Source organism: Pseudomonas maioricensis (genome assembly GCF_022790535.1).
Classification (GTDB): domain Bacteria; phylum Pseudomonadota; class Gammaproteobacteria; order Pseudomonadales; family Pseudomonadaceae; genus Aquipseudomonas; species Aquipseudomonas maioricensis.
The window spans coordinates 70,750-90,752 of the sequence record NZ_LOHG01000013.1; the positions used below are offsets into that span (position 1 = coordinate 70,750).

Annotated in this window: 19 protein-coding genes; 8 read left to right on the forward strand and 11 right to left on the reverse strand. The window is 57.3% G+C overall.

Annotated features, from left to right (window positions below):
* Positions 1-151 precede the first annotated feature (151 nt).
* The 4 genes from AUC61_RS19615 to lipA all read left to right on the forward strand — a co-directional run bounded on the left by AUC61_RS19615 (position 152) and on the right by lipA (position 3,347).
* Complete coding sequence (locus AUC61_RS19615; protein WP_122662465.1) at positions 152-1,312, forward strand: D-alanyl-D-alanine carboxypeptidase family protein; 1,161 nt, start codon at positions 152-154, stop codon at positions 1,310-1,312.
* A gap of 87 nt (positions 1,313-1,399) precedes the next feature.
* On the forward strand, positions 1,400-1,675 hold the full coding sequence (locus AUC61_RS19620) for a DUF493 domain-containing protein (RefSeq protein ID WP_027902321.1): 276 nt from the start codon (positions 1,400-1,402) through the stop codon (positions 1,673-1,675).
* Positions 1,675-2,322 (forward strand): lipoyl(octanoyl) transferase LipB, encoded by a 648-nt coding sequence (lipB, locus tag AUC61_RS19625; RefSeq protein ID WP_243247826.1) that lies wholly within the window; start codon positions 1,675-1,677, stop codon positions 2,320-2,322. Before AUC61_RS19620 ends, lipB begins: the two co-directional genes overlap by 1 nt.
* Before the next feature lie 2 nt (positions 2,323-2,324).
* Positions 2,325-3,347 carry a lipoyl synthase gene (lipA, locus tag AUC61_RS19630; protein ID WP_027902323.1) on the forward strand — a complete coding sequence of 341 codons (1,023 nt, stop codon included), beginning with the start codon at positions 2,325-2,327 and terminating at the stop codon, positions 3,345-3,347.
* A gap of 280 nt (positions 3,348-3,627) precedes the next feature.
* Here the strand turns inward: lipA and AUC61_RS19635 are convergent, their stop codons facing one another.
* Both AUC61_RS19635 and arfA read right to left on the reverse strand, forming a co-directional pair.
* Positions 3,628-4,947, reverse strand: coding sequence for a lytic murein transglycosylase (locus AUC61_RS19635; protein ID WP_243247827.1), 1,320 nt, complete (start codon positions 4,945-4,947; stop codon positions 3,628-3,630).
* A gap of 85 nt (positions 4,948-5,032) precedes the next feature.
* Positions 5,033-5,188 carry an alternative ribosome rescue factor ArfA gene (gene arfA, locus AUC61_RS19640; RefSeq protein ID WP_087267653.1) on the reverse strand — a complete coding sequence of 52 codons (156 nt, stop codon included), beginning with the start codon at positions 5,186-5,188 and terminating at the stop codon, positions 5,033-5,035.
* Between the two features lie 256 nt (positions 5,189-5,444).
* Between arfA and AUC61_RS19645 the strand changes: the two genes are divergently transcribed.
* Positions 5,445-7,118, forward strand: coding sequence for a hypothetical protein (locus AUC61_RS19645; RefSeq protein WP_243247828.1), 1,674 nt, complete (start codon positions 5,445-5,447; stop codon positions 7,116-7,118).
* A gap of 60 nt (positions 7,119-7,178) precedes the next feature.
* Here the strand turns inward: AUC61_RS19645 and holA are convergent, their stop codons facing one another.
* The 3 genes from holA to leuS form a co-directional block, all read right to left on the reverse strand.
* A complete protein-coding gene (holA, locus tag AUC61_RS19650) occupies positions 7,179-8,216 on the reverse strand; it encodes a DNA polymerase III subunit delta (protein WP_243247829.1) in 1,038 nt (345 codons plus the stop codon).
* 235 nt (positions 8,217-8,451) lie between these two features.
* The gene (locus tag AUC61_RS19655) at positions 8,452-9,057 is read right to left on the reverse strand and encodes an LPS-assembly lipoprotein LptE (protein ID WP_243247830.1); all 606 of its coding nucleotides are present in this window, start codon (positions 9,055-9,057) and stop codon (positions 8,452-8,454) included.
* 89 nt (positions 9,058-9,146) lie between these two features.
* On the reverse strand, positions 9,147-11,753 hold the full coding sequence (leuS, locus tag AUC61_RS19660; protein ID WP_243247831.1) for a leucine--tRNA ligase: 2,607 nt from the start codon (positions 11,751-11,753) through the stop codon (positions 9,147-9,149).
* Positions 11,754-12,067: 314 nt separating this feature from the next.
* On the opposite strand from leuS, the gene AUC61_RS19665 reads away from it, so the two are divergent.
* Together AUC61_RS19665 and AUC61_RS19670 are read left to right on the forward strand one after the other, a co-directional pair.
* The gene (locus AUC61_RS19665) at positions 12,068-12,439 is read left to right on the forward strand and encodes a hypothetical protein (RefSeq protein WP_243247832.1); all 372 of its coding nucleotides are present in this window, start codon (positions 12,068-12,070) and stop codon (positions 12,437-12,439) included.
* Between the two features lie 85 nt (positions 12,440-12,524).
* Complete coding sequence (locus AUC61_RS19670; RefSeq protein WP_243247833.1) at positions 12,525-13,286, forward strand: YdcF family protein; 762 nt, start codon at positions 12,525-12,527, stop codon at positions 13,284-13,286.
* 122 nt (positions 13,287-13,408) lie between these two features.
* Here AUC61_RS19670 and lnt read toward each other — a convergent pair whose 3' ends face one another.
* From lnt to miaB, 5 genes are all read right to left on the reverse strand, one after another.
* The gene (gene lnt / locus AUC61_RS19675; RefSeq protein ID WP_243247834.1) at positions 13,409-14,929 is read right to left on the reverse strand and encodes an apolipoprotein N-acyltransferase; all 1,521 of its coding nucleotides are present in this window, start codon (positions 14,927-14,929) and stop codon (positions 13,409-13,411) included.
* A gap of 25 nt (positions 14,930-14,954) precedes the next feature.
* The gene (locus tag AUC61_RS19680; protein ID WP_243247835.1) at positions 14,955-15,797 is read right to left on the reverse strand and encodes an HlyC/CorC family transporter; all 843 of its coding nucleotides are present in this window, start codon (positions 15,795-15,797) and stop codon (positions 14,955-14,957) included.
* A gap of 5 nt (positions 15,798-15,802) precedes the next feature.
* Positions 15,803-16,303, reverse strand: a complete 501-nt coding sequence (ybeY, locus tag AUC61_RS19685; RefSeq protein WP_243247836.1) for an rRNA maturation RNase YbeY — start codon at positions 16,301-16,303, stop codon at positions 15,803-15,805.
* Complete coding sequence (locus tag AUC61_RS19690; RefSeq protein WP_243247837.1) at positions 16,296-17,318, reverse strand: PhoH family protein; 1,023 nt, start codon at positions 17,316-17,318, stop codon at positions 16,296-16,298. The genes ybeY and AUC61_RS19690 overlap by 8 nt, the downstream gene beginning before the upstream one ends.
* Positions 17,319-17,516: 198 nt before the next feature.
* Positions 17,517-18,845: a tRNA (N6-isopentenyl adenosine(37)-C2)-methylthiotransferase MiaB gene (gene miaB, locus AUC61_RS19695; protein ID WP_243247838.1), complete on the reverse strand. Its 1,329-nt coding sequence runs from the start codon at positions 18,843-18,845 to the stop codon at positions 17,517-17,519.
* A 132-nt stretch (positions 18,846-18,977) separates the two neighbouring features.
* Between miaB and AUC61_RS19700 the strand changes: the two genes are divergently transcribed.
* The gene (locus tag AUC61_RS19700; RefSeq protein WP_087267690.1) at positions 18,978-19,304 is read left to right on the forward strand and encodes a DUF1820 family protein; all 327 of its coding nucleotides are present in this window, start codon (positions 18,978-18,980) and stop codon (positions 19,302-19,304) included.
* Between the two features lie 35 nt (positions 19,305-19,339).
* Here the strand turns inward: AUC61_RS19700 and AUC61_RS19705 are convergent, their stop codons facing one another.
* Complete coding sequence (locus tag AUC61_RS19705) at positions 19,340-19,888, reverse strand: tetratricopeptide repeat protein (protein ID WP_122662495.1); 549 nt, start codon at positions 19,886-19,888, stop codon at positions 19,340-19,342.
* Between the last annotated feature and the right edge of the window lie 115 nt (positions 19,889-20,003).

Sequence of the window (20,003 nt, forward strand, 5' to 3'; positions counted from 1 at the left end):
AACTGTCCATGAGCCTGTTTGTCGAACAGGCGGCTCATGGGCCAGGATTAGAGCCTGGCACCGCCGGTCGTTGGCAGCGGCACCGCTTCCATCGGCCCGATAAGCTTTGCCCGCGAGGGCATGTTTGCCCATTAGCAATTTCGAGAGACGGATGAACATCACCACCTTTGCAAAACGCTTGTGCCTGCTTGTACCGCTGATCATCACTCCGGCTGCCTGGGCGGCCGAGCAGATGACGCCTTCCGCACCGCAACTGGCCGCCAAGGCCTACGTGCTGATGGACGCCAGCAGCGGTAACGTTCTGGTCGAGAACAATGGCGACCAGCGCCTGGCGCCTGCAAGCCTGACCAAACTGATGACCGCCTACATCGCGACTCTGGAAATCCGTCGTGGTCAGATTGGTGAGAACGACCCTGTGACCGTCAGCGAAAACGCCTGGCGCACCGGTGGTTCGCGGATGTTCATCAAAGTCGGCAGCCAGGTAACCGTCAGTGACCTGCTGCACGGGATCATCATCCAGTCGGGTAACGACGCCAGCGTAGCGCTCTCCGAGCACATCGCAGGCAGCGAAGACGCGTTCGCCGACATGATGAACAAGACTGCCGCTGATCTGGGCATGACCAACAGTCACTTCATGAACCCGACAGGCCTGCCAAACCCGGAGCATTACTCTTCTGCTCACGACATGGCGATTCTGGCACGCGCGATCATTCATGAAGACCCGGCTCACTACGCGATCTATTCGCAGAAAGAGTTCTTCTGGAACAACATCAAGCAGCCAAACCGCAACCTGCTGCTGTGGCGCGACAAGACAGTCGATGGCCTGAAAACCGGCCACACTGACGAAGCGGGCTATTGCATGGTTTCGTCTGCCGTTCGCGACGGCATGCGTCTGATCGCAGTAGTATTCGGTACTGCGAGCGAGCAGGCCCGTGCTGCCGAAACGCAGAAGTTGCTGACCTACGGTTTCCGTTTCTTCGAAACCCAGAACTTCTACCAGAAGGGCACCGAGCTGGCTCAGGCCACTGTCTGGAAAGGTACCGAGCGCCAAGTCAAAGCCGGCCTGGCCGAAGACCTGAGCATGACCATGCCAAAAGGCGAGATGAAGAAGCTGACCGCCAGCATGACCATGAACCCGCAGTTGGTTGCGCCAATCGCCAAGGGCGATGTGATCGGCAAGGTTGAAGTGAAAATGGAAGACAAAGTCGTCCACACTGCCAATCTGATTGCCCTCGACGCTGTTGAGGAAGGTGGCATCTTCCGCCGCGTGTGGGATAGCATTCGTCTGTTCTTCTACGGCTTGTTCAACTGATAACAGTACAACGCTGACCATGACGCGCCCGCTCATACCCTGAGTGGGCGCGTTTCCGTCTTCACGGCTTGTGAGACCTTTACTGCCATGACAGATTCCGACGTCAAGTCGCACAAAATCGAATTTCCCTGCGATGACTATCCGATCAAAGTGATCGGTGACACAGGTGTGGGGTTCAAAGACAGCGTGATCGAGATACTGGCCAAATACGCCAAGATCGAGATATCCACGCTCGCCGAGCGCCAAAGCAGCAACGGTAAGTACACGACTATCCAGTTGCACATCGTTGCGACCGGCGAAGACCAATTGCGTGACATCAATAGCGCACTGCGCGCTACGGGTCGCGTGCACATGGTGCTTTGATGGTCGCAATGCTGGGCGTTCGCGAGCTGGGTCAGGTCGATTACGAGCAGGCCTGGCATGCGATGCAGCGCTTTACCGATCAACGCGGTAAAGACACTCAGGACGAGATCTGGTTGGTGCAGCACGCGCCGGTTTTCACTCAGGGACAGTCCGGCAAGCCCGAACATTTGCTGCTTCCGGGTAATATTCCGGTGGTACAGGTCGATCGTGGCGGCCAAGTGACCTATCATGGGCCCGGCCAATTGGTGGTCTATCTGATGCTTGATGTCAGACGCCTTGGTTTCGGTGTGCGTGATCTGGTAACCCGGATCGAAAATAGCCTGATCGACCTGTTGGCCAGTTACGGTGTAATGGCTGCGGCAAAGGCTGACGCACCGGGTGTTTATGTCGAAGGAGCGAAGATCGCGTCCCTGGGATTGCGAATTCGCCAAGGTTGTTCATTCCACGGTCTGGCGCTTAACGTCGACATGGATCTTGAGCCCTTTCGACGGATTAATCCCTGTGGATACGCAGGGCTGGCAATGACCCAGCTGTGCGATCATGCAGGCCCGATTGAATTTGCCGAGGTAAGTGCCCGGCTGCGCGCGCAGCTCGTCAAACACCTCGACTATGCTGAGCAGACGACCCTAACGGGCGGAATCGACTGATTATGACTACTGCGACTGAAACTGCCGTGCAAACCTTGATCCCAACCGTCGACGTTTCCGAGCGTGCACCTCGCCCTAAAGTTGAGGCTGGCGTGAAGCTGCGTGGCGCGGAGAAAGTTGCGCGTATCCCGGTGAAGATCATTCCGACTGTCGATCTGCCGAAAAAGCCTGACTGGATCCGCGTTCGTATTCCGGTTTCCCCTGAGGTTGATCGCGTCAAACAACTGCTGCGCAAGCACAAGCTGCACAGCGTTTGCGAAGAGGCTTCCTGCCCGAACCTGGGTGAGTGCTTCTCCGGTGGTACTGCGACCTTCATGATCATGGGCGATATCTGCACCCGTCGCTGCCCGTTCTGCGATGTAGGCCATGGTCGTCCAAAGGCGCTGGACGTCAACGAGCCGACCAACCTGGCCGTTGCCATCGCCGATCTGCGCCTCAAGTATGTGGTGATCACCTCGGTTGACCGTGATGATCTTCGTGACGGCGGTGCTCAGCACTTCGCTGACTGCATCCGTGAGATCCGCAAGTTGTCGCCAAACGTACAGCTCGAAACGCTGGTTCCGGACTACCGTGGCCGTATGGACGTCGCTCTGGAAATCACTGCTGCCGAGCCACCGGATGTGTTCAACCACAACCTGGAGACCGTGCCGCGTCTGTACAAGGCTGCGCGTCCGGGCTCCGATTACCAGTGGTCGCTGACCCTGCTGCAGCGTTTCAAACAAATGGTCCCGCACGTACCGACCAAGTCCGGCCTGATGCTGGGTCTGGGCGAAACTGATGAGGAAGTCATCGAAGTCATGCAGCGCATGCGCGAGCACGACATCGACATGCTGACCCTCGGTCAATACCTGCAACCTTCGCGCAGCCACTTGCCTGTCCAGCGCTTCGTGCACCCGGACACGTTCGCGTGGTTCGCCGAAGAAGGTTACAAGATGGGCTTCAAGAACGTTGCGTCCGGTCCGCTGGTGCGTTCTTCGTACCACGCCGACGAGCAGGCCAAGATTGCCGTCAAGGCGATGGTCTGACGCGTCAAGCGTTGATTGTTTGAGCTGTAAACAAGGCGGGCCGGATATCACTATCCGGCCCGTTTTTGTTTGGAGGATGCTTGGCTTTCGGTAGATGTGTTATTTGCTATGTATGGCCTGCAGGAGCCGTCCCCGTGTCCCTGACTCCGCGCTGTCTCGCAGCAACATTTGACCTGTAGGAGCGCACGAGCACCGCGAGGCCGCGATAACGGTGCATCAGACAGGACGCCGTCGCTGCCTCGCGGTGCTCGTGAGCTCCTACAGGAGGTGTATTTTCGGCTTAAGGCCTGCGCAGGTTTTGCAACAACTCCTGCGTCGGATAGCCATCAGCAGGCCAGCCAAGTGCTTGCTGCGCACTGCGAATAGCTTTGCGCGTGTTGGCGCCGATAATGCCGTCTGGGGTACCTGCGTCGTAGCCTTTGGCCGAGAGCAGGGTTTGCAGTTCCATGCGCTCAGAACGGCCTAGAGGGACGTCCCCGCGCGGCCAGCTGCCTTCGACATACCCACCGCCCTGGAAACGCCCCGACAACAGCCCGATAGCCAGGGCATACGATGATGAGTTGTTGTAGCGCAGGATCGCGCGGAAATTGTCCATCACCAGAAAGGCCGGGCCTTTATAACCTGCCGGTAACAGAAGGGCCGCCTGTTGCTGGGCCGCCGTCGGTGGCAGGGCGCTGCCGTTGGGCAGAGTCAGCCCCAGTTGCTGCCATTCAGCAAGAGTCTTGCGGGTTGACGCGTCAGCCAGTGCGTAGTCGAAACCAGACGCGAGTTTGACTTCATAGCCCCAGGGCAGGCCGGTCTGCCAGCCAGAGCTTTGCAGATAGTGCGCCGTCGATGCGAGCGCGTCAGGCGCGCTGTTCCAGATGTCACGGCGCCCGTCACCGTCAAAGTCAACGGCGTGAGTGTTGTAGGTCGTCGGGATGAACTGCGTCTGGCCCATGGCGCCGCCCCAGGAACCGATCATTTGTTCCGGTGAAATATCGCCTTGCTGCAGGATTTGCAGTGCTGCCAGTAACTGGTCTTGAGCGAAGCTGCGACGCCGGCCCTCATAGGCCAGGGTGGCCAGCGAGCGGATCACTGATTGCGAACCCTGGAATTGTCCAAAGTTGCTCTCCATACCCCATACAGCTACCAACGCATTGCGGTCGACGCCGTAACGCTGTTCGATGGTTTGCAGGACCCCTGCGTACTGATTGAGCAGTGCTTGTCCCTTGCGAACCCGCGCATCCGAAATTGCGCCGTCCAGGTATTCCCACACTGGGCGGGTAAATTCGGGCTGGCTGCGATCAGCCTTGACCACCTTCATGTCTGGCGTCACGCCAGTAAACGCACGATCAAAAATGTCCGGCCTGATACCTGCCTTCAGCGCCTGGGTGCGGAAGCCAGCCTGCCAGTCGGCAAAGCTCATGGTCGGGAGGATATCGAGGTTGGCATCTACAGCAATCGCAGGGGCAGGGGAGGCCACCGGGGTTGTGTTGACGCGGGGAAGCGGCGTGGCGTCGGCTGCTGTCGGTTTTTCCGCGCAGGCAACTAAAAGGATAAGGCTGGAGGCAGCGATCATTTGGCGCAGTTGCCAACGTCGGAAAAAACAAGAGGGCATGCTTGGGTCCAAGGTATTACCGTTAGACGCAGACCTTAACATGCCTGCAGGCCGGAAAGGACCTCAGGGAAACAGTCGTGATGTTTCAAGCTGCCAGAAAGTAAGAAGCCTCCCAGCTTTTAGACTGGAAGGCTTCGCGGCGGTAGCTGCCTTTGCCTTTGCCGGGTTGTTCCTGGCGGCTGCGGAACAATGGCTGGGCGATGATGGATTTGGCCTTGTTGGGCCGCTTTGGCTTTTTCATGGAAGGCTTCATGGCGGGTGCTCTGAGCAGGTAAATGAAAGGCGCATATCATCAGGCAGATGAAGGGCTTCTGTCTAATAGAAGCGTGCTATCACAACAGGTCCATCAGCATTTTCAAGAAGTGTGGCACTTTGCTGCCTGTTATTTATGACAGCTAGACAGTCCCTATATCGGCGCGCCTAATAACTCGCATCAGTATTAATTCAGGTTTCTGACGGTCGCTTGATCAAGCTGGATTCGAGACACGGAGGTTTAGATGAGGCAGCTATATACAATGGCGCTGTTGATGTTGGGCTTGTCGGCCTGCTCTGTAGATGAGGTTTCAAGGCCTGAGGCACCGGTTCAATCTTTCCCGGTAAGCATTTCAGATCAGCAGCGCGTCGATAATTTAAACGCGCGGTACCAGAGTACTGTTGAAGACTGTGCAGAAGGCACGCCCGCCTATTATTGTTCGGGCGTCATGCTGCGCACAGTAACCTACAGTGCAAGCTATCCATTCTGGACCCATAGCCCGGGCGCCAGGGAGTTAGGGTCGCTCACGTTTTCCTACATTCGCAAGGATATTGGAAGTAATGGGTCAGATATAGGCAGCGGTTTCATCTTCACTGATCAGGAAACGGCCATGGCGCAGAATAAAGCGCCGATTGTAAGATGCATCTATCCGTTTATGGCTGGGACGCAAGGTATGGGGCGCCCGGGTTTTGGCTGCGGTTTTGTGCCGAATCTAGCGAAGCAGGAAAATGATCTTAGTACCTGTCGAACACTGAGCACTCCAGCAACCACTGCTGCATTGTGGTTGGCAAACTTTCGTCTGTATGGCTCGAATGTTCATAAGCAATGTTCGTTGAGCTCAATGATAGCCAGCCAATTCAAGGCTAGCCTGGAAGCGCACAACGGCGTCGATGCCGCACATACGGTTACCCGCAATGAGTTGCTGATAGGTACGTGGCGCGAAGAAACGCCGGAGCAGCTGCCCATTGAGGCGTTTTTTTACAACGGCGCCACCGGCGGGCTGCTCAATGTGCATGCCTTACGTCGAGCCTATTACATTAAAACTTCGCAGCGCTTGCCGATTGTCAGAGTGAACTTCTCAGCAGCAGACCGAAATATTTTCAGTTGGAATGAGGCGGATCAGGTCGACGGCTGGGAGGTGGCGGATCGGTTGAATGCCCGTTACAACGACACCGCCTATGACTGCGAGGGGAAAGCAGCCTTTTACTGTAAGGGCGTGATGGCCAGACTGACGGGGTATGGACCCGATTATCATTCCTGGAACCCCAACCCCGCGGGCAGTACCGATGTTTCCTTTAGCTACTTACGGAAGGACCTCAAGTTCATGCATGCAATTTTTTCAGGGTTGATTGAGCAGGGTTATATATTCAAACAAGCTAATTATTTCGGTCAAAACGGTATTTACCCTCTCCAGGTTTTATGTTCATTCCCTTATGACGCGGTATCGGCGAGTCGATACGGGGAAGGCTGCGGCCCTTCACATTTATTTCCCGTGGACAGTCGCCCCTGTGATGAACAAGGCATTACTACGCTCGCTGCGTGGCGGACCCACTTTAATCTCTATCCGCCTGTAAATTACAACCGATACAGTCACCAGTGCGGGTTTAAAGCTGATCAACCTGGTTTTGCTCTGAGTCTGATGGCCCGGGAAAACCCTCAGGCAGAATGGAGTCTTTTGGCTCATAACGAAATTCTAATTGATCGGTGGCCGCAAAATATTCCCACACAACTTCCAATCGAGGCATTTTTCTATATATACGATCAAGCCAAGGCGGTAGGCCTTGAAGGTGCTAAGTTCATACAACGGGATTATTTCAGTCAGAGTCGCATTACGGCCCCGGTGATCAGCGTCGCCTTCAAAACGGGAGGGGACAACATTTTTAGCTATCACCCGAGTGATCAAGCTGCTGGACTATAGCAATCGGCCGTGGAGCCTGGCGTTTCCTGGCTCCACGGTCCAGATTGAGTCTGCTGAGTGTTATTCGGCAGGCAACGCCAGCCGCTGCCCCGCCATCAGCAACGATAACCGACTCAAGCTGCTCCACGGCGAGTCTACCGCTTGGCCTTTGATCTGCGCATCAATGCGTTGCGCATCCATGAGCAGTTCTGCCCAGCGTTTGGCAGAGTAGCGCTGCAGTGCTTTGCTCATTAGCGGTTTGCGTTTGTCCCAGATGGGCGGGCGGGCTGAGCTGAAGGCTTTGTCCAGGGGCATACCCTGACTGAATTGCAGTGCAAGGTTGGCCAACACCCGCAGCTCGCGAGAGAGCGCCCAAAGGATGACCGGCGGCTCGACGCCTTCGCCACGTAGCCCCTCAAGCATTCTTAAAGCATGAGAAGCTTCGCCGTTGAGAATGGCATCGGTCAGCCCGAAGACGTCGAAACGCGCGCTATCGGCCACCGCGGCCTGAACGGTTTCGACCGTAATCTGACCTTCTTCGGCCATCAGCTTGAGCTTTTCGATTTCCTGCGCTGCTGCCAGCAGATTACCTTCCACCCGAGCGGCTATCAGCTCAACGGCATCTTGAGTTGCGCTCAGACCCGAGTGAGACAAGCGCTGGCGAATCCACTGTGGCAACTGCCCAGCGTCCACTGGCCAGATTTGCACGAACTGAGTCTGCGTGCCGTCGATCAGCGCCTTGCCCCATTTGGTTTTCTGCGAGCTGCCATCAAGCTTGGGCAAACTGATCAGCAGTAACGTGTCTTCCGCCGGGCGTGAGCAGTATTCCATGAGCGCTGCGGCACCTTTGTCGCCAGGCTTGCCGGAAGGCAGGCGCAACTCCAGCAGGCGACGTTCGGCGAAAAGCGACATGCTCGCACCGGCTTGCAGCAGCGTGCCCCAGTCGAAACTGGAGTCGGCACTAAAGACCTGACGTTCATCAAACCCTTGCTGCCTTGCGGCGGCACGAATGGCGTCGGCGGCCTCCTGGCACAGCAACGGGTCATCGCCACTTATCACGTAAACAGGCGACAGGTTGCCTTGCAGGTGTTTGCTGAGTTGGGCGGGTGCGAGTTTCATATTAGATTCCCCGGTGGCCCTGACGCCGCGCCTTCAAGCAGCAAACACCGAATCTTTGTAGGAGTGAGCTTGCTCGCGATTCTGTCTACCCGTCGCAGAAGTACTGACGGAGCTAACGCTATCGCGAGCAAGCTCACTCCTACAGAAAAAATGCGATTCAATTGAGATGTTTGCATTTTTGTAGATGGCGACTGAAGAACGCGAGGGGCCAGCAAAGTACCGGCCCCCAACATTTTTAGCGAGAAGGGATTTCGATTGGCGACTGTTGTGGTGTTTCGTCGCGAATACGTTGTGCAGCTTCCAGCGCATCAGCTTCCGCCTTGGCTACTGCGTCGGCTTTGGCCTGCAGTTCGTCCAGTTGTGCCGGGGTCAGTTGCTGCAGTTGGGCCATCAGGTTCTGTATCAGGTCGCTGCGCATTTCGTTGCGAACCTGCACGGCCTGCAGGTCAGAACCGATCAGGTTGTTGCCGTCATGCACGTAGATCTTTTCGATCTGGACCTTGCGCTTCAACAGCTGACGATTCTGGCTGCCGTTGATTTCGTAGTTGAGCGTGGTATTCAGGGTGTACTCGGTTGCACGCCCCGCGCCTCCCGAGCTCGCCGTACGCTGAGTTTCCTGTTCGTCGAGAATAACCAGCTTGTACGGAGCGCCGGTGTAGATCTTCACGTCATTGCCTTCCAGAACCTGACGCAGCTGCACAACGGTTTTACCGTAGGCATCGCGCGCACTAAGGTCCAGTTCCTTGATGGACAGCTGGTTTTCGCCGGTACCACGCAGCTGGAAACCACAGGCGCTCAACAATACGGCGAGGCCCATAACCAGCAAATTGCGTTTGATCATCTTGATGCTCCCCTTGAAACCGTTTGGGTCGACTCTGCGAACCCAGGAAATATGTTCAGCGCCCGCGGATGGTCGGGCGCCTGATCCCATCAGCTTGCGACGATATTGACCAGTTTGCCGGGTACCACGATCACTTTACGGATCGTCAGGCCATCGATGAAACGCAGTACGTTTTCGTTGGTCCGGGCAGCGGCTTCGACTTCTTCGCGGGTAGCACTGGCAGGCATTTCGATCTGGCCGCGCAGTTTACCGTTAACCTGGATGACCAGCTGCAAGCTGTCTTGAATCAATGCAGTCTGGTCCAGAACCGGCCAGCCAGCGTCGATGATCGGCGTGTTATGACCCAATTCACTCCAGAGTTCGTGGCTGATGTGCGGCGTGATCGGAGCCAGCAACAATGCAACTGTTTCCAGACCTTCCTGCAGCAGCGCGCGATCCTGAACTGAGGCCTGTGGTGCTTTTTCCAGCACGTTCATCAGCGTCATTACCTGCGCGATGGCCGTGTTGAATTTGTGGTGCTGACCGACATCCTGGCTGGCTTGCTTGATTGCCTGATGGATGGCACGGCGAATGACTTTCTGATCGTCGTTCAGCGAAGCGATATCCAGCGCGGCTGGCAGCCCTTGCGTCACGTGGCTTTGCGCCAGACGCCAGACGCGACGCAGGAAGCGATGCGAGCCTTCAACGCCGGAGTCAGACCACTCCAGGCTCATGTCAGGCGGCGATGCGAACATCATGAACAGGCGGCAGGTATCTGCGCCGTACTGATCGATCATCGACTGAGGGTCAACGCCATTGTTCTTCGACTTGGCCATCTTCTCGGTGCCACCAATCTCGACCGGCAAGCCGTCGCTGATCAGTTTGGCGCCAATGATCTTGGCTTTGCTGTCGCGCTCAAGTTCGACATCGGCCGGGTTGAACCACGTCTTGCTGCCGTTGGCTTCGAGACGATAGTAGGTTTCGGCGATAACCATGCCTTGAGTCAGCAGGTTCTTGAACGGCTCGTTCGAGGTCACCAGGCCTTCGTCGCGCATCAGCTTGTGGAAGAAGCGCGCATACAGAAGGTGAAGGATTGCGTGTTCGATACCGCCAATATATTGATCAACCGGCAGCCAGTGGTTGGCTGCAACAGGATCAACCATTCCGCCTTCATAGTGTGGCGAGGCGTAACGGGCAAAGTACCAGGACGACTCCACGAAGGTGTCCATGGTGTCGGTTTCGCGCTTGGCTGGTGCGCCGCATTTCGGGCAGCTGCACTCGTAGAACTCAGGCATGCGCGCCAATGGCGAGCCAGCGCCGTCCGGTACAACGTCTTCAGGCAGTACAACCGGCAACTGATCTTCAGGGACCGGTACATCGCCGCAGGTGTTGCAATGCACGATCGGGATCGGGCAGCCCCAGTAACGCTGACGGCTGATGCCCCAGTCGCGCAGGCGGAATTGGGTGCGTGATTGACCGAGGCTCTTCCTGGTCAGTGCCGCTTCCATGGCGTCGAATGCGCCAGCGAAGTCCAGGCCATCGAACTCGCCGGAATTGATCAGCGTGCCGTGCTCGTTGTACGCGGCTTGCCATGGCGCAGGTGTTTCATCGCCAGCGCTGGTGCGTACGACCGGTTTGATGGGCAGGTTATATTTGACCGCGAACTCGAAATCACGCTCGTCGTGGGCCGGTACTGCCATTACCGCGCCGTCGCCGTAATGCATCAGCACGTAGTTGGCGACCCAGACTGGCAGTTTTTCGCCCGTCAGCGGGTGCTCCACGAACAGCGAAGTCGGCAGGCCTTTTTTCTCTTGGGTGGCGACGTCCGCTTCGGCAACGCTGCCGCTTTTGCATTCGTCGATGAAGGCTTGTAGCTGCGGGTCGGTCTGGGCAGCCAGAGTCGCCAGTGGATGCTCGGCAGCCACGGCAACGTAAGTCGCGCCCATCAGGGTGTCAGCACGAGTGGTGAAGACTTTCAGTGCACCGGCTTCACCAATGGACGCCTGGTCGTACGGGAACTGCACTTCCATGCCACGGGATTTACCAATCCAGTTACGTTGCATGGTTTTGACCTGCTCGGGCCAGCCCGGCAGTTCGTCGAGACTCTCCAGCAGCTCATCCGCGTACGCGGTGATCTTGAAGTAGTACATCGGGATTTCACGCTTCTCGATGACCGCGCCAGACCGCCAGCCGCGACCATCGATGACTTGTTCGTTGGCCAGAACGGTCTGGTCAACAGGGTCCCAGTTCACGGTGCCGTTCTTGCGATAGATCACGCCTTTTTCGAAGAGGCGGGTGAACAGCCACTGTTCCCAGCGATAGTAATCAGGCTTGCAGGTGGTGACTTCCCGGGACCAATCGACCGCCAGTCCCAGGCTGCGCAGCTGGGTTTTCATGTAGGCGATGTTTTCGTAGGTCCACTTGGCCGGCGCGACGTTGTTTTTCATCGCGGCGTTTTCCGCCGGCATGCCGAATGCGTCCCAGCCCATTGGCTGCAGAACGTTCTTGCCTTGCATGCGCTGGTAGCGGGCGATCACGTCACCGATGGTGTAGTTGCGCACGTGACCCATATGCAGCTTGCCGCTAGGGTAAGGAAACATCGACAGGCAATAGAAGGTGTCCTTGCCTGGCTGTTCACTGACTTCAAAAGACTTTTGCTCGTCCCAGAAGGTTTGGGCGGCGGCTTCGATTTCACGGGGCTGATAGAGTTCGTGCATGGCTACTTTTTACTAAAGATTGGTGACCCTTGACCTCTTCGTTGCTTCGCCGAGTCAGGTCGGCACCGCTTGCCGGACAAAGGAAACTGCCTGTGCGGTGCTTTCGTGCTCACGCGAGCGGAAGTGGAATTACAGGAAGCGCCGTAGCATACATGAGCGCCGACTATCGAGGGAAACCCTGATTGCGTGGCTCATTGCTCTCAAGGACCTGTTGCGCAGCACCCAGCCGCCGTTTGTCGCAGCAATGCACCGGTTTTGACAGTGGCGCTAAGCTCAATGACGAGGGTATGTTTTATCTTCGATGAGGTGAGCGGATGACAGAGCTGCAGCACACAGCAACACCCCCCGAGCTGTACGAACGTTTGATTAATCGGCTGGGCCTTGCTCTGGAAACGGCAGATATTGCAGTGCGACTTCGTCACGAGTGGCCTGAGGAGCTGGAGCTTCGTGGCTTGAGTCGTGCCGAGTTCGATCTGATTGAAGCCTACTTAAACAACGGTGCCGTTGCGGCAGGTGGTGAGGTGACTCCTGATGGAAAAAGCGGTTTCATCGTTTCACGAGAGCCCGTGGGGTCGGTATCGATGCCGTCGCATTCAGCCAAGGTCATCTGGCTGAAGGATAAAAAGCACGCCATGACCCTGGCGAAGTTGAACCGTCACAGCTCGAGTAATTTTTTCAGGCGTTAACCTTCGCAGGCTGCGGGCCTGCATCATAAGCATTGTTGCTTAGCGTCAATCCTTCTAGGCTTCGGGCATCTTCTGGAGATGCCCGATGCCTGTCCGCTATTTTTTCAAAGCTCTTTTTCTCCCACCCGGTATTTTCTTCGTCCTTTTGCTACTGGCGTTTTATGTGCGCCGTGCCCGGCCGCGTCTGGCTGCAGTATGTTTTGCGATTGGCCTCGGCGGGCTGTGGCTGATGAGCTTGCCTGTAGTCGTAGAGACCGCTGCCCGCAGTATCGAGCAGGTACCGCCGCTCGCGCGCAGCGAGTGGGCGACCCTCGCGCAGAAGGCCGACGCGATTGTGATTCTCGGGTCGGGGCGCGAACGTAATGACCCGAGTTGGGGGGCTGACATCCCGACAGGCGTGGCCCTTGAGCGCATGCGCTACGCAGCAAGGCTCGCCAAGGCTTCAGGCCTGCCGATCCTGACAACCGGTGGCTTGCATTACGGGGAGTCGCCGAGTGAGGCGGCCATTATGGCGGAGTCTCTGGAAAACGATTTTGGCGTACAGGTGCACTGGCAAGAGGGCTTGAGTCGCACGACCTGGGAGAACGCAACGATGACAGCTGCCATCTTGCAGCCGTTGGGTATCAAACGGGTGGTGCTTGTAACGCAGGGCTGGCACATGCCGCGTTCAAAATGGAGCTTTGAAAAGGCCGGATTTACGGTGGTTGGGGCGCCCGTTGGTTTTTTGAGTGCCGACAACGCCCGCGTGTTTGGTGGCTGGCTGCCGGAAAGCCGGGCGATCTGGCAAAGCGGGCAGTTGCTTAATGAAGCGGCGGGGTTGCTGGTTTATCCGTGGGTGTACCGGTAATTTGTGGGAGCCGAGCTTGCTCGCAATAAGGCTCAGGTAATTTACCTGCTAAATCTCGGTGCCCTTATCGCGAGCAAGCTCGGCTCCCACATAGACTGCATTTTTCCGTAGGAGCGGTGTTGTTACACCGTCTTGGAAATCCGGCTCGCCACCAGTGCCCAGCCAATCAGCAGGACGCAAACAATCGCCAATGGCCAGGAGCGCCAGCGCAGGTACGGTGTCAGTTGCTGCATCGGCACAACTTCGCCGTACATCACGCCGCGTTCGAACTGGGGGATGCTGGTGGTGATTTTTCCAAACGGGTCAATCAGTGCTGTAACGCCGTTGTTGGTCGCTCGAATCATCCAGCGGCCAGCTTCCAGCGCGCGCATCTGCGCCATTTGCAAGTGTTGAAGCGGGCCGATGGAGGTGCCGAACCACGTGTCGTTACTCACCGTCAGCAGTAAATCGCTTTGCGCAGAAAGCCCGGCGGCAAACTCGGGGTAAACCACTTCATAGCAAATGAATGGCGCGATCCGGTAGCCTTTGGCTTGCAGCATTGCCTGATCGCTCGGACCGCGAGCGAAGTCGGACATGGGCAGGTCAAAAAAGGCGATCAGACCACGCAGAAGGTCCTGCAACGGAACGTACTCGCCAAACGGCACCAGCTTTTGTTTCAGATAAGTGCCTTCGCCCTGACCCACTACGGTTATGGCGTTGTAGTAGCTGTAGCTGCCGCGATCATTGGATTCACGCAGTGGGACGCCGGTAATCAGTGCTGAACCCCGCTCCGTCGCGAATTGCCCCATCATTTTCAGATAGCCTTCAGCGGAGCTTTTGAGCACCGGCACGGCTGTTTCCGGCCAAATGATCAGGTCGGCCTGTTGCGAGCGGAAAGTCATGTCGCGATACAGCGCCAATTGCGCGTTGAGCTGCTCGGGGTCCCATTTCATCTGCTGTTCGATGTTGCCCTGCATCGCAACCACTTTCAGCGGCGCACCGGCAGGGGACGTCCAGGCGTGACCTTTGAGTGCCAGAGAGATAATCCACGGCCCGACCAGCAGAACCACGCCCGCAGCCAGGAACGACTTGCGCGCCCGCAGCCTTGAAATATTGCACAACAACGCAGCCGTCAGTGCCAGGGTGAAGGACACCAGCCACATCCCGCCGAGCGGCGCGAGCCCTGCCAGTGGCCCATCAAGTTGACTGTAACCGGAGTAGAGCCACGGGAACCCGGTGAGAAACCAGCCGCGGAACGCCTCTTGAACCAGCCACAAGGCTGCAAAAGCGAGTGCATCGGCTAGCGGGGCTTCGTTGCGGCGGATCCAGCGTGCCCACACCCAGGCGGGCAGGGCAAAGAACCAGGCAATACAGGCGATGAACAGTAGCATCAGGAATCCGGCAAGCAGAACCGATGCGCCGCCGAAGTTATGAATGCTGACATAGATCCAGCTGGTGCCAGCACCAAACAGGCCAAAGCCAAAGCACCAGCCACGCCCCAGCGCCTGACGTGGACGCAGGTCGCGCAGACCGAGGTAGAACAAGACCAGCGCGATCAGGGCCAGCGGCCAGATATCGTAGGGGGCTAAAGCGAAGGTGGTAAGCGCGCCAGCCACCACAGCCAGCAGGTTACCGGGCCAGCCGGGGCGGGAGATCCAGCGCATTTACATTCCTTAGAACGGGGGGGCGTTACGAGCGTGAAATAGGGCTCAAGCGTAGCAAGTGAATACGACGGCTGTCAGCATTGAGAATCCGGAAACGATACGCGCCGATTTCGGTGATTTCATTACGCTTGGGCAGGTGCCCGAACGCGCTCATCACCAGGCCGCCAACTGTATCGAACTCGTCATCAGAGAACTCGCTGTCGAAGAACTCGTTAAAGCTTTCGATGGGCGTGAGCGCTTTGACCAGAAAATCGCCACTCGGCAGAGGTTTGATGTAGCTGTCTTCCTCTACGTCGTGCTCGTCTTCGATATCGCCGACGATCTGTTCCAGTACGTCTTCGATGGTCACCAGTCCGGCCACGCCACCGTATTCGTCGATAACGATGGCCATGTGGTTGTGGTTGGCGCGGAATTCACGCAGCAGCACGTTCAAGCGCTTGGATTCGGGCACGAAGGTGGCGGGGCGCAGCAGGTTCTTGATGTCGCCTTCGCCGCCATCCTCCTTGAGGATCAGAGGCAGTAGATCCTTGGCCAGCAATACGCCGAGTACGTCGTCATGGCTTTCGCCGATGACCGGGTAACGTGAGTGGGCGGCGTCGATGACTGCCGGGAGAAACTCCCGCGGCGCCTGGCTGGCCTTGATGCTGATCATCTGCGAGCGCGGCACCATGATGTCGCGCACTTGCAGGTCTGCTACCTGAATGGCGCCTTCGACGATGGCCAGCGCTTCGCTGTCCAGCAGCTTGTTCTGGTGGGCTTCGCGCAGCAGCTCAAGGAGCTCCTGGCGGTTTTTCGGCTCATGGGCAAAAGCCTGGGTGAGCTTACCCAGCCATGACTTTTGCCCGTTGCTCGATCGATCTTCGCTCATAGCCCTTACTCGTTGTCCTTGCTTGGTATTGCTGAATGTGGAGGTTCGTCGTGTTCGTCGTCGGCATAGGGATCGGGATAGCCCAACTCTCCAAGCAACGTTCGTTCCAGCGCTTCCATTTCCTCGGCTTCGTCATCGTCGATGTGGTCGTAACCCAACAGATGCAGACAACCGTGAATGACCATGTGCGCCCAATGTGCGTCGATCGCCTTGCCTTGTTCCTGTGCTTCACGGGCAATTACCGGTGCACAGATGACCAGGTCACCGAGCAGCGGTATATCCAGCATATCGTCGGGCACGTCAGCAGGGAACGACAGCACATTAGTCGCGTAATCCTTGTGTCGCCATGTGTGATTGAGCTCACGGCCTTCGGTTTCATCCACCAGCCGGATGGTCAGCTCGGAATCGGCACTGCGCTGGCGCAAGCCCATTTCGCACCAAAGGCGGAACTGGGCTTCGCTTGGGAGATTCGCTTCACTCGCTACTTGCAGGTCCAGCTCAAGCATCGCGGCGGTATTCCCGTGAGGAATTGGTCGTAGCTGGCGGCGCGTCGCTGTTGCGGTCTTCGAAGCGCTCGTAGGCTTCGACGATGCGCTGCACCAGTGGGTGACGGACCACGTCCTTGGGCTTGAAGTGCGTGAAGCTGATGCCCTGAACGTCCTTTAGCACTTCGATGACATGAGTCAGGCCGGACTTGGTGCCTTTGGGCAGGTCAACCTGAGTGATGTCGCCGGTTATGACGGCAGTGGAGCCAAAGCCGATCCGGGTCAGGAACATCTTCATCTGCTCGACCGTGGTGTTCTGGCTTTCGTCGAGGATAATGAAGCTGTTATTGAGCGTACGACCGCGCATGTACGCCAGCGGTGCGACTTCAATAACCTGCTTTTCGATCAGCTTGGCGACATATTCGAAGCCCAGCATTTCGTAAAGCGCATCGTAAAGCGGGCGCAGGTAAGGGTCGATTTTCTGTGCCAGATCACCGGGCAGGAAGCCGAGCTTTTCACCCGCTTCAACGGCCGGTCGCACCAGCAGGATGCGTCGGATCTGCTCACGCTCCAGCGCATCCACGGCGCAGGCCACAGCAAGATAGGTCTTGCCGGTACCCGCCGGGCCGATGCCGAAGTTGATGTCGTTACCGAGGATTTCCTTGACGTAGCGCTGCTGATTCAAGCCGCGGGGGCGAATCATGCCTTTTTTGGTGCGCAGAGCCACGCCTGGGTCGGCGGCCGGATGGTTGTCCAGCTCTTCCACGCCGGATTCCTGCAGGAACAGGTGGACCATGTCGGGCGACAGTTCGGAGCTTTTGGCTTCCCGATACAGGCGGCGCAACAGGTTTTCGGCTGAGGTGGTTTGCTTGGGCTCGCCAATCAGTTCGAACTGACTGCCGCGGTTGCGGATCTCGATATTCAGGCGCTGTTCGATGAGACGCAGGTTCTCGTCGAGTTGCCCGCAGAGATTTGCGAAGCGATGAGCCTCGAAGGGTTCGAGGATGAAACGATGTGGTTCGACTTGTACGTTCAAGGTCGTTTTTAGCCGCCCTGGGGCAATTAAGGTGAAACGAAGGATAAACCCTGTGACCTGAGTGCGAAAGCTTTGACTTGATAAACCTTGTAATGGAGAGGCTGTTGGAGCGAGGCTTGCCCGCGAAGGCGGTGTGTCAGACAACGCATATGCACCAGATATGACGCATTCGCGGGCAAGCCTCGCTACAGCAAAGGTTTAGTTCAACAACGACCCGCGCAACGAGTGAGGCTGGGCGTCGTCGATGTGTACGTCGGCAAACTGGCCGATCAGCTTGGGGTTGTCGCAGCGGAAATTGACGATCCGGTTGTTCTCGGTGCGACCCTGCAGTTCGCCCGGGTCTTTTTTCGAATAGTCGGTCACCAGAATGCGCTGGGTGCTGCCGACCATTTGTCGGCTGATCTCGAAACCCTGCTGGTTCAGGCGGTGCTGCAAGGCAGCCAGGCGCTCTTTTTTCAGCGCTTCAGGAGTCTCATCGTTCAGATCTGCTGCCGGAGTGCCGGGGCGCGGGCTGTAGATGAAGGAAAACGAGAAGTCGAAGCCGACGTCGGCGATGAGCTTCATGGTGTTTTCATGGTCTTTTTCAGTCTCGCCCGGGAAACCGACGATGAAGTCCGAACTGATGCTGATCCCTGGCACGGCAGCCTTGAGTTTGCGGATTCTGGACTTGTATTCAAGCGTGGTGTGGTTGCGTTTCATGGCGGCCAGAATACGGTCCGACCCCGACTGCACCGGCAAGTGCAGGTGCTTGACCAGCTCCGGCACTTCGGCGTGGGCCTGAATCAGGCTGTCAGAGAACTCCAGAGGGTGCGAGGTGGTGTAGCGAATGCGGTCGATGCCATCCACCGCAGCTACAACCCGGATCAGATCGGCCAGGTCGGCGGCGCGTCCATCATGTGTGGTGCCGCGATAACCATTGACGTTCTGCCCGAGCAGCGTCACTTCACGCACACCGTTTTCGGCCAGGTGAATCACCTCGGCGATCACGTCATCGAAAGGCCGGCTGACCTCTTCGCCCCGGGTATAGGGCACAACACAGAACGTGCAGTATTTGCTGCAGCCTTCCATCACGGACACGTAGGCGCTCGGGCCATCGACACGAGGCTCGGGCAAATGGTCGAATTTTTCGATTTCCGGGAAAGAAACGTCGACCTGCGGCAGGCGCGTAAAGCGGGCTGCGTCGATCATTTCCGGCAGGCGGTGCAGGGTTTGTGGGCCAAAAACCACGTCCACGTAGGGTGCGCGATCTCGAATAGCCGCGCCTTCCTGGCTGGCGACGCAACCGCCAACGGCGATCACCATCTCCGGATTGGCCAGTTTCAGCTCGCGCCAGCGGCCCAGCTGGGAATAGACACGGTCCTGGGCGCGCTCGCGGATTGAACAGGTGTTGAGCAGGATGACGTCGGCATCTTCCGCACGAGCGGTGACTTCCAGGGCCTGATGTTCGCCCAGCAGATCGACCATGCGCGAGCTGTCGTACTCGTTCATCTGGCAACCGTGGGTTTCGATATAAAGCTTCTTGGCCATGCGTCCGTCATCAGGTGGTTCAAAGAACCGCGCATTATAGTGGCGACGGTCTCTGCTTCCTAGCGTCCTCTACCGAACGGGCATGCTATAGTTCGCGCCCTCTTTTATGTCCCCGATTCTTACCCGCCCTTTATGACCAAACGCGAAGCTCCAATCTACAAAGTGATTTTCCTCAATCAAGGCCAGGTGTTCGAGATGTACGCCAAGCAGATCTATCAAAGCGATCTGTGGGGTTTCCTTGAAGTTGAGGAATTCGTCTTTGGCGAGCGCACGACGGTTGTGGTGGATCCGAGCGAAGAAAAGCTCAAGGCGCAGTTCGAAGGCGTGGTGCGCAGCTTTGTGCCCATGCATTCGATCGTGCGCATTGATGAAGTCGAGCGAATCGGCACGCCGAAGATCAGCGAAGCCCGCGGCACCAGCAACGTGATGCCGTTTCCTATGCCGATGCCGGATAAGTAACGCAGAAAGGATGAATGACGAAGCTGCCGTAATTTCTACGGCAGCGGAGCAAACGGCGTACGCCCTTCAGCTGTCTGCAATTCCAGCAGATACTTGCGGAAAATCTGGCCCAGCACTTGAGTGGCGACTTCAAGCTCGTCGCGCTGCATGTGCTCGGAGACTTCATCGGCTGCGTCCAGTGCGTCTTCTGAGCCATTCACCGAGGCCATCTTCAGTACGATATACGCCTGAATATTATTGGCCTGCACACCTTCACCCTTTGAGAACATCAGGCCGAGCTGGTACTGCGCCTGCGCGTGACCCTGCAGCGAAGCCTGCTCGAAGTAACCCAGTGCTTTGGGCAAGTCACGTGGCGCGTGTTTACCGTCGTAGTAAAACTCGCCCAACTCGTATTGTGCCTGTGCATCCCCGGACTGCGCGGCCTGCTGACAGGCGGAAAGCGCCGCTGGCAGGTTGTCTGGCTGGGTATTTAGAGTGCAACGACCCACCGCTGGGATTAACAACGAGTTGCCGCCTGCATTCGCCAGCAGGGGATGAATAAGCAACAGGCAGCCCAATGCAAGGGTGCGGCCGGTGCGGTTCATGGGAATCGACTTACCTCTGAAAAAGGTGCGGGCGTGCCCGTCCAGCTAAACGTGCTGGCTGCGCATTATGAAATAAGCGGGGCCAACCTTACAAAGTCTTTACTGATTTTCTGCT

Coding starts and splice junctions, on each gene's coding strand:
- AUC61_RS19615 (WP_122662465.1), top strand. CDS start 152: ATGAACATCACCACCTTTGCAAAACGCTTGTGCCTGCTTGTACCGCTG.
- AUC61_RS19620 (WP_027902321.1), top strand. CDS start 1,400: ATGACAGATTCCGACGTCAAGTCGCACAAAATCGAATTTCCCTGCGAT.
- lipB (WP_243247826.1), top strand. CDS start 1,675: ATGGTCGCAATGCTGGGCGTTCGCGAGCTGGGTCAGGTCGATTACGAG.
- lipA (WP_027902323.1), top strand. CDS start 2,325: ATGACTACTGCGACTGAAACTGCCGTGCAAACCTTGATCCCAACCGTC.
- AUC61_RS19635 (WP_243247827.1), bottom strand. CDS start 4,947: ATGCCCTCTTGTTTTTTCCGACGTTGGCAACTGCGCCAAATGATCGCT.
- arfA (WP_087267653.1), bottom strand. CDS start 5,188: ATGAAAAAGCCAAAGCGGCCCAACAAGGCCAAATCCATCATCGCCCAG.
- AUC61_RS19645 (WP_243247828.1), top strand. CDS start 5,445: ATGAGGCAGCTATATACAATGGCGCTGTTGATGTTGGGCTTGTCGGCC.
- holA (WP_243247829.1), bottom strand. CDS start 8,216: ATGAAACTCGCACCCGCCCAACTCAGCAAACACCTGCAAGGCAACCTG.
- AUC61_RS19655 (WP_243247830.1), bottom strand. CDS start 9,057: ATGATCAAACGCAATTTGCTGGTTATGGGCCTCGCCGTATTGTTGAGC.
- leuS (WP_243247831.1), bottom strand. CDS start 11,753: ATGCACGAACTCTATCAGCCCCGTGAAATCGAAGCCGCCGCCCAAACC.
- AUC61_RS19665 (WP_243247832.1), top strand. CDS start 12,068: ATGACAGAGCTGCAGCACACAGCAACACCCCCCGAGCTGTACGAACGT.
- AUC61_RS19670 (WP_243247833.1), top strand. CDS start 12,525: ATGCCTGTCCGCTATTTTTTCAAAGCTCTTTTTCTCCCACCCGGTATT.
- lnt (WP_243247834.1), bottom strand. CDS start 14,929: ATGCGCTGGATCTCCCGCCCCGGCTGGCCCGGTAACCTGCTGGCTGTG.
- AUC61_RS19680 (WP_243247835.1), bottom strand. CDS start 15,797: ATGAGCGAAGATCGATCGAGCAACGGGCAAAAGTCATGGCTGGGTAAG.
- ybeY (WP_243247836.1), bottom strand. CDS start 16,303: ATGCTTGAGCTGGACCTGCAAGTAGCGAGTGAAGCGAATCTCCCAAGC.
- miaB (WP_243247838.1), bottom strand. CDS start 18,845: ATGGCCAAGAAGCTTTATATCGAAACCCACGGTTGCCAGATGAACGAG.
- AUC61_RS19700 (WP_087267690.1), top strand. CDS start 18,978: ATGACCAAACGCGAAGCTCCAATCTACAAAGTGATTTTCCTCAATCAA.
- AUC61_RS19705 (WP_122662495.1), bottom strand. CDS start 19,888: ATGAACCGCACCGGCCGCACCCTTGCATTGGGCTGCCTGTTGCTTATT.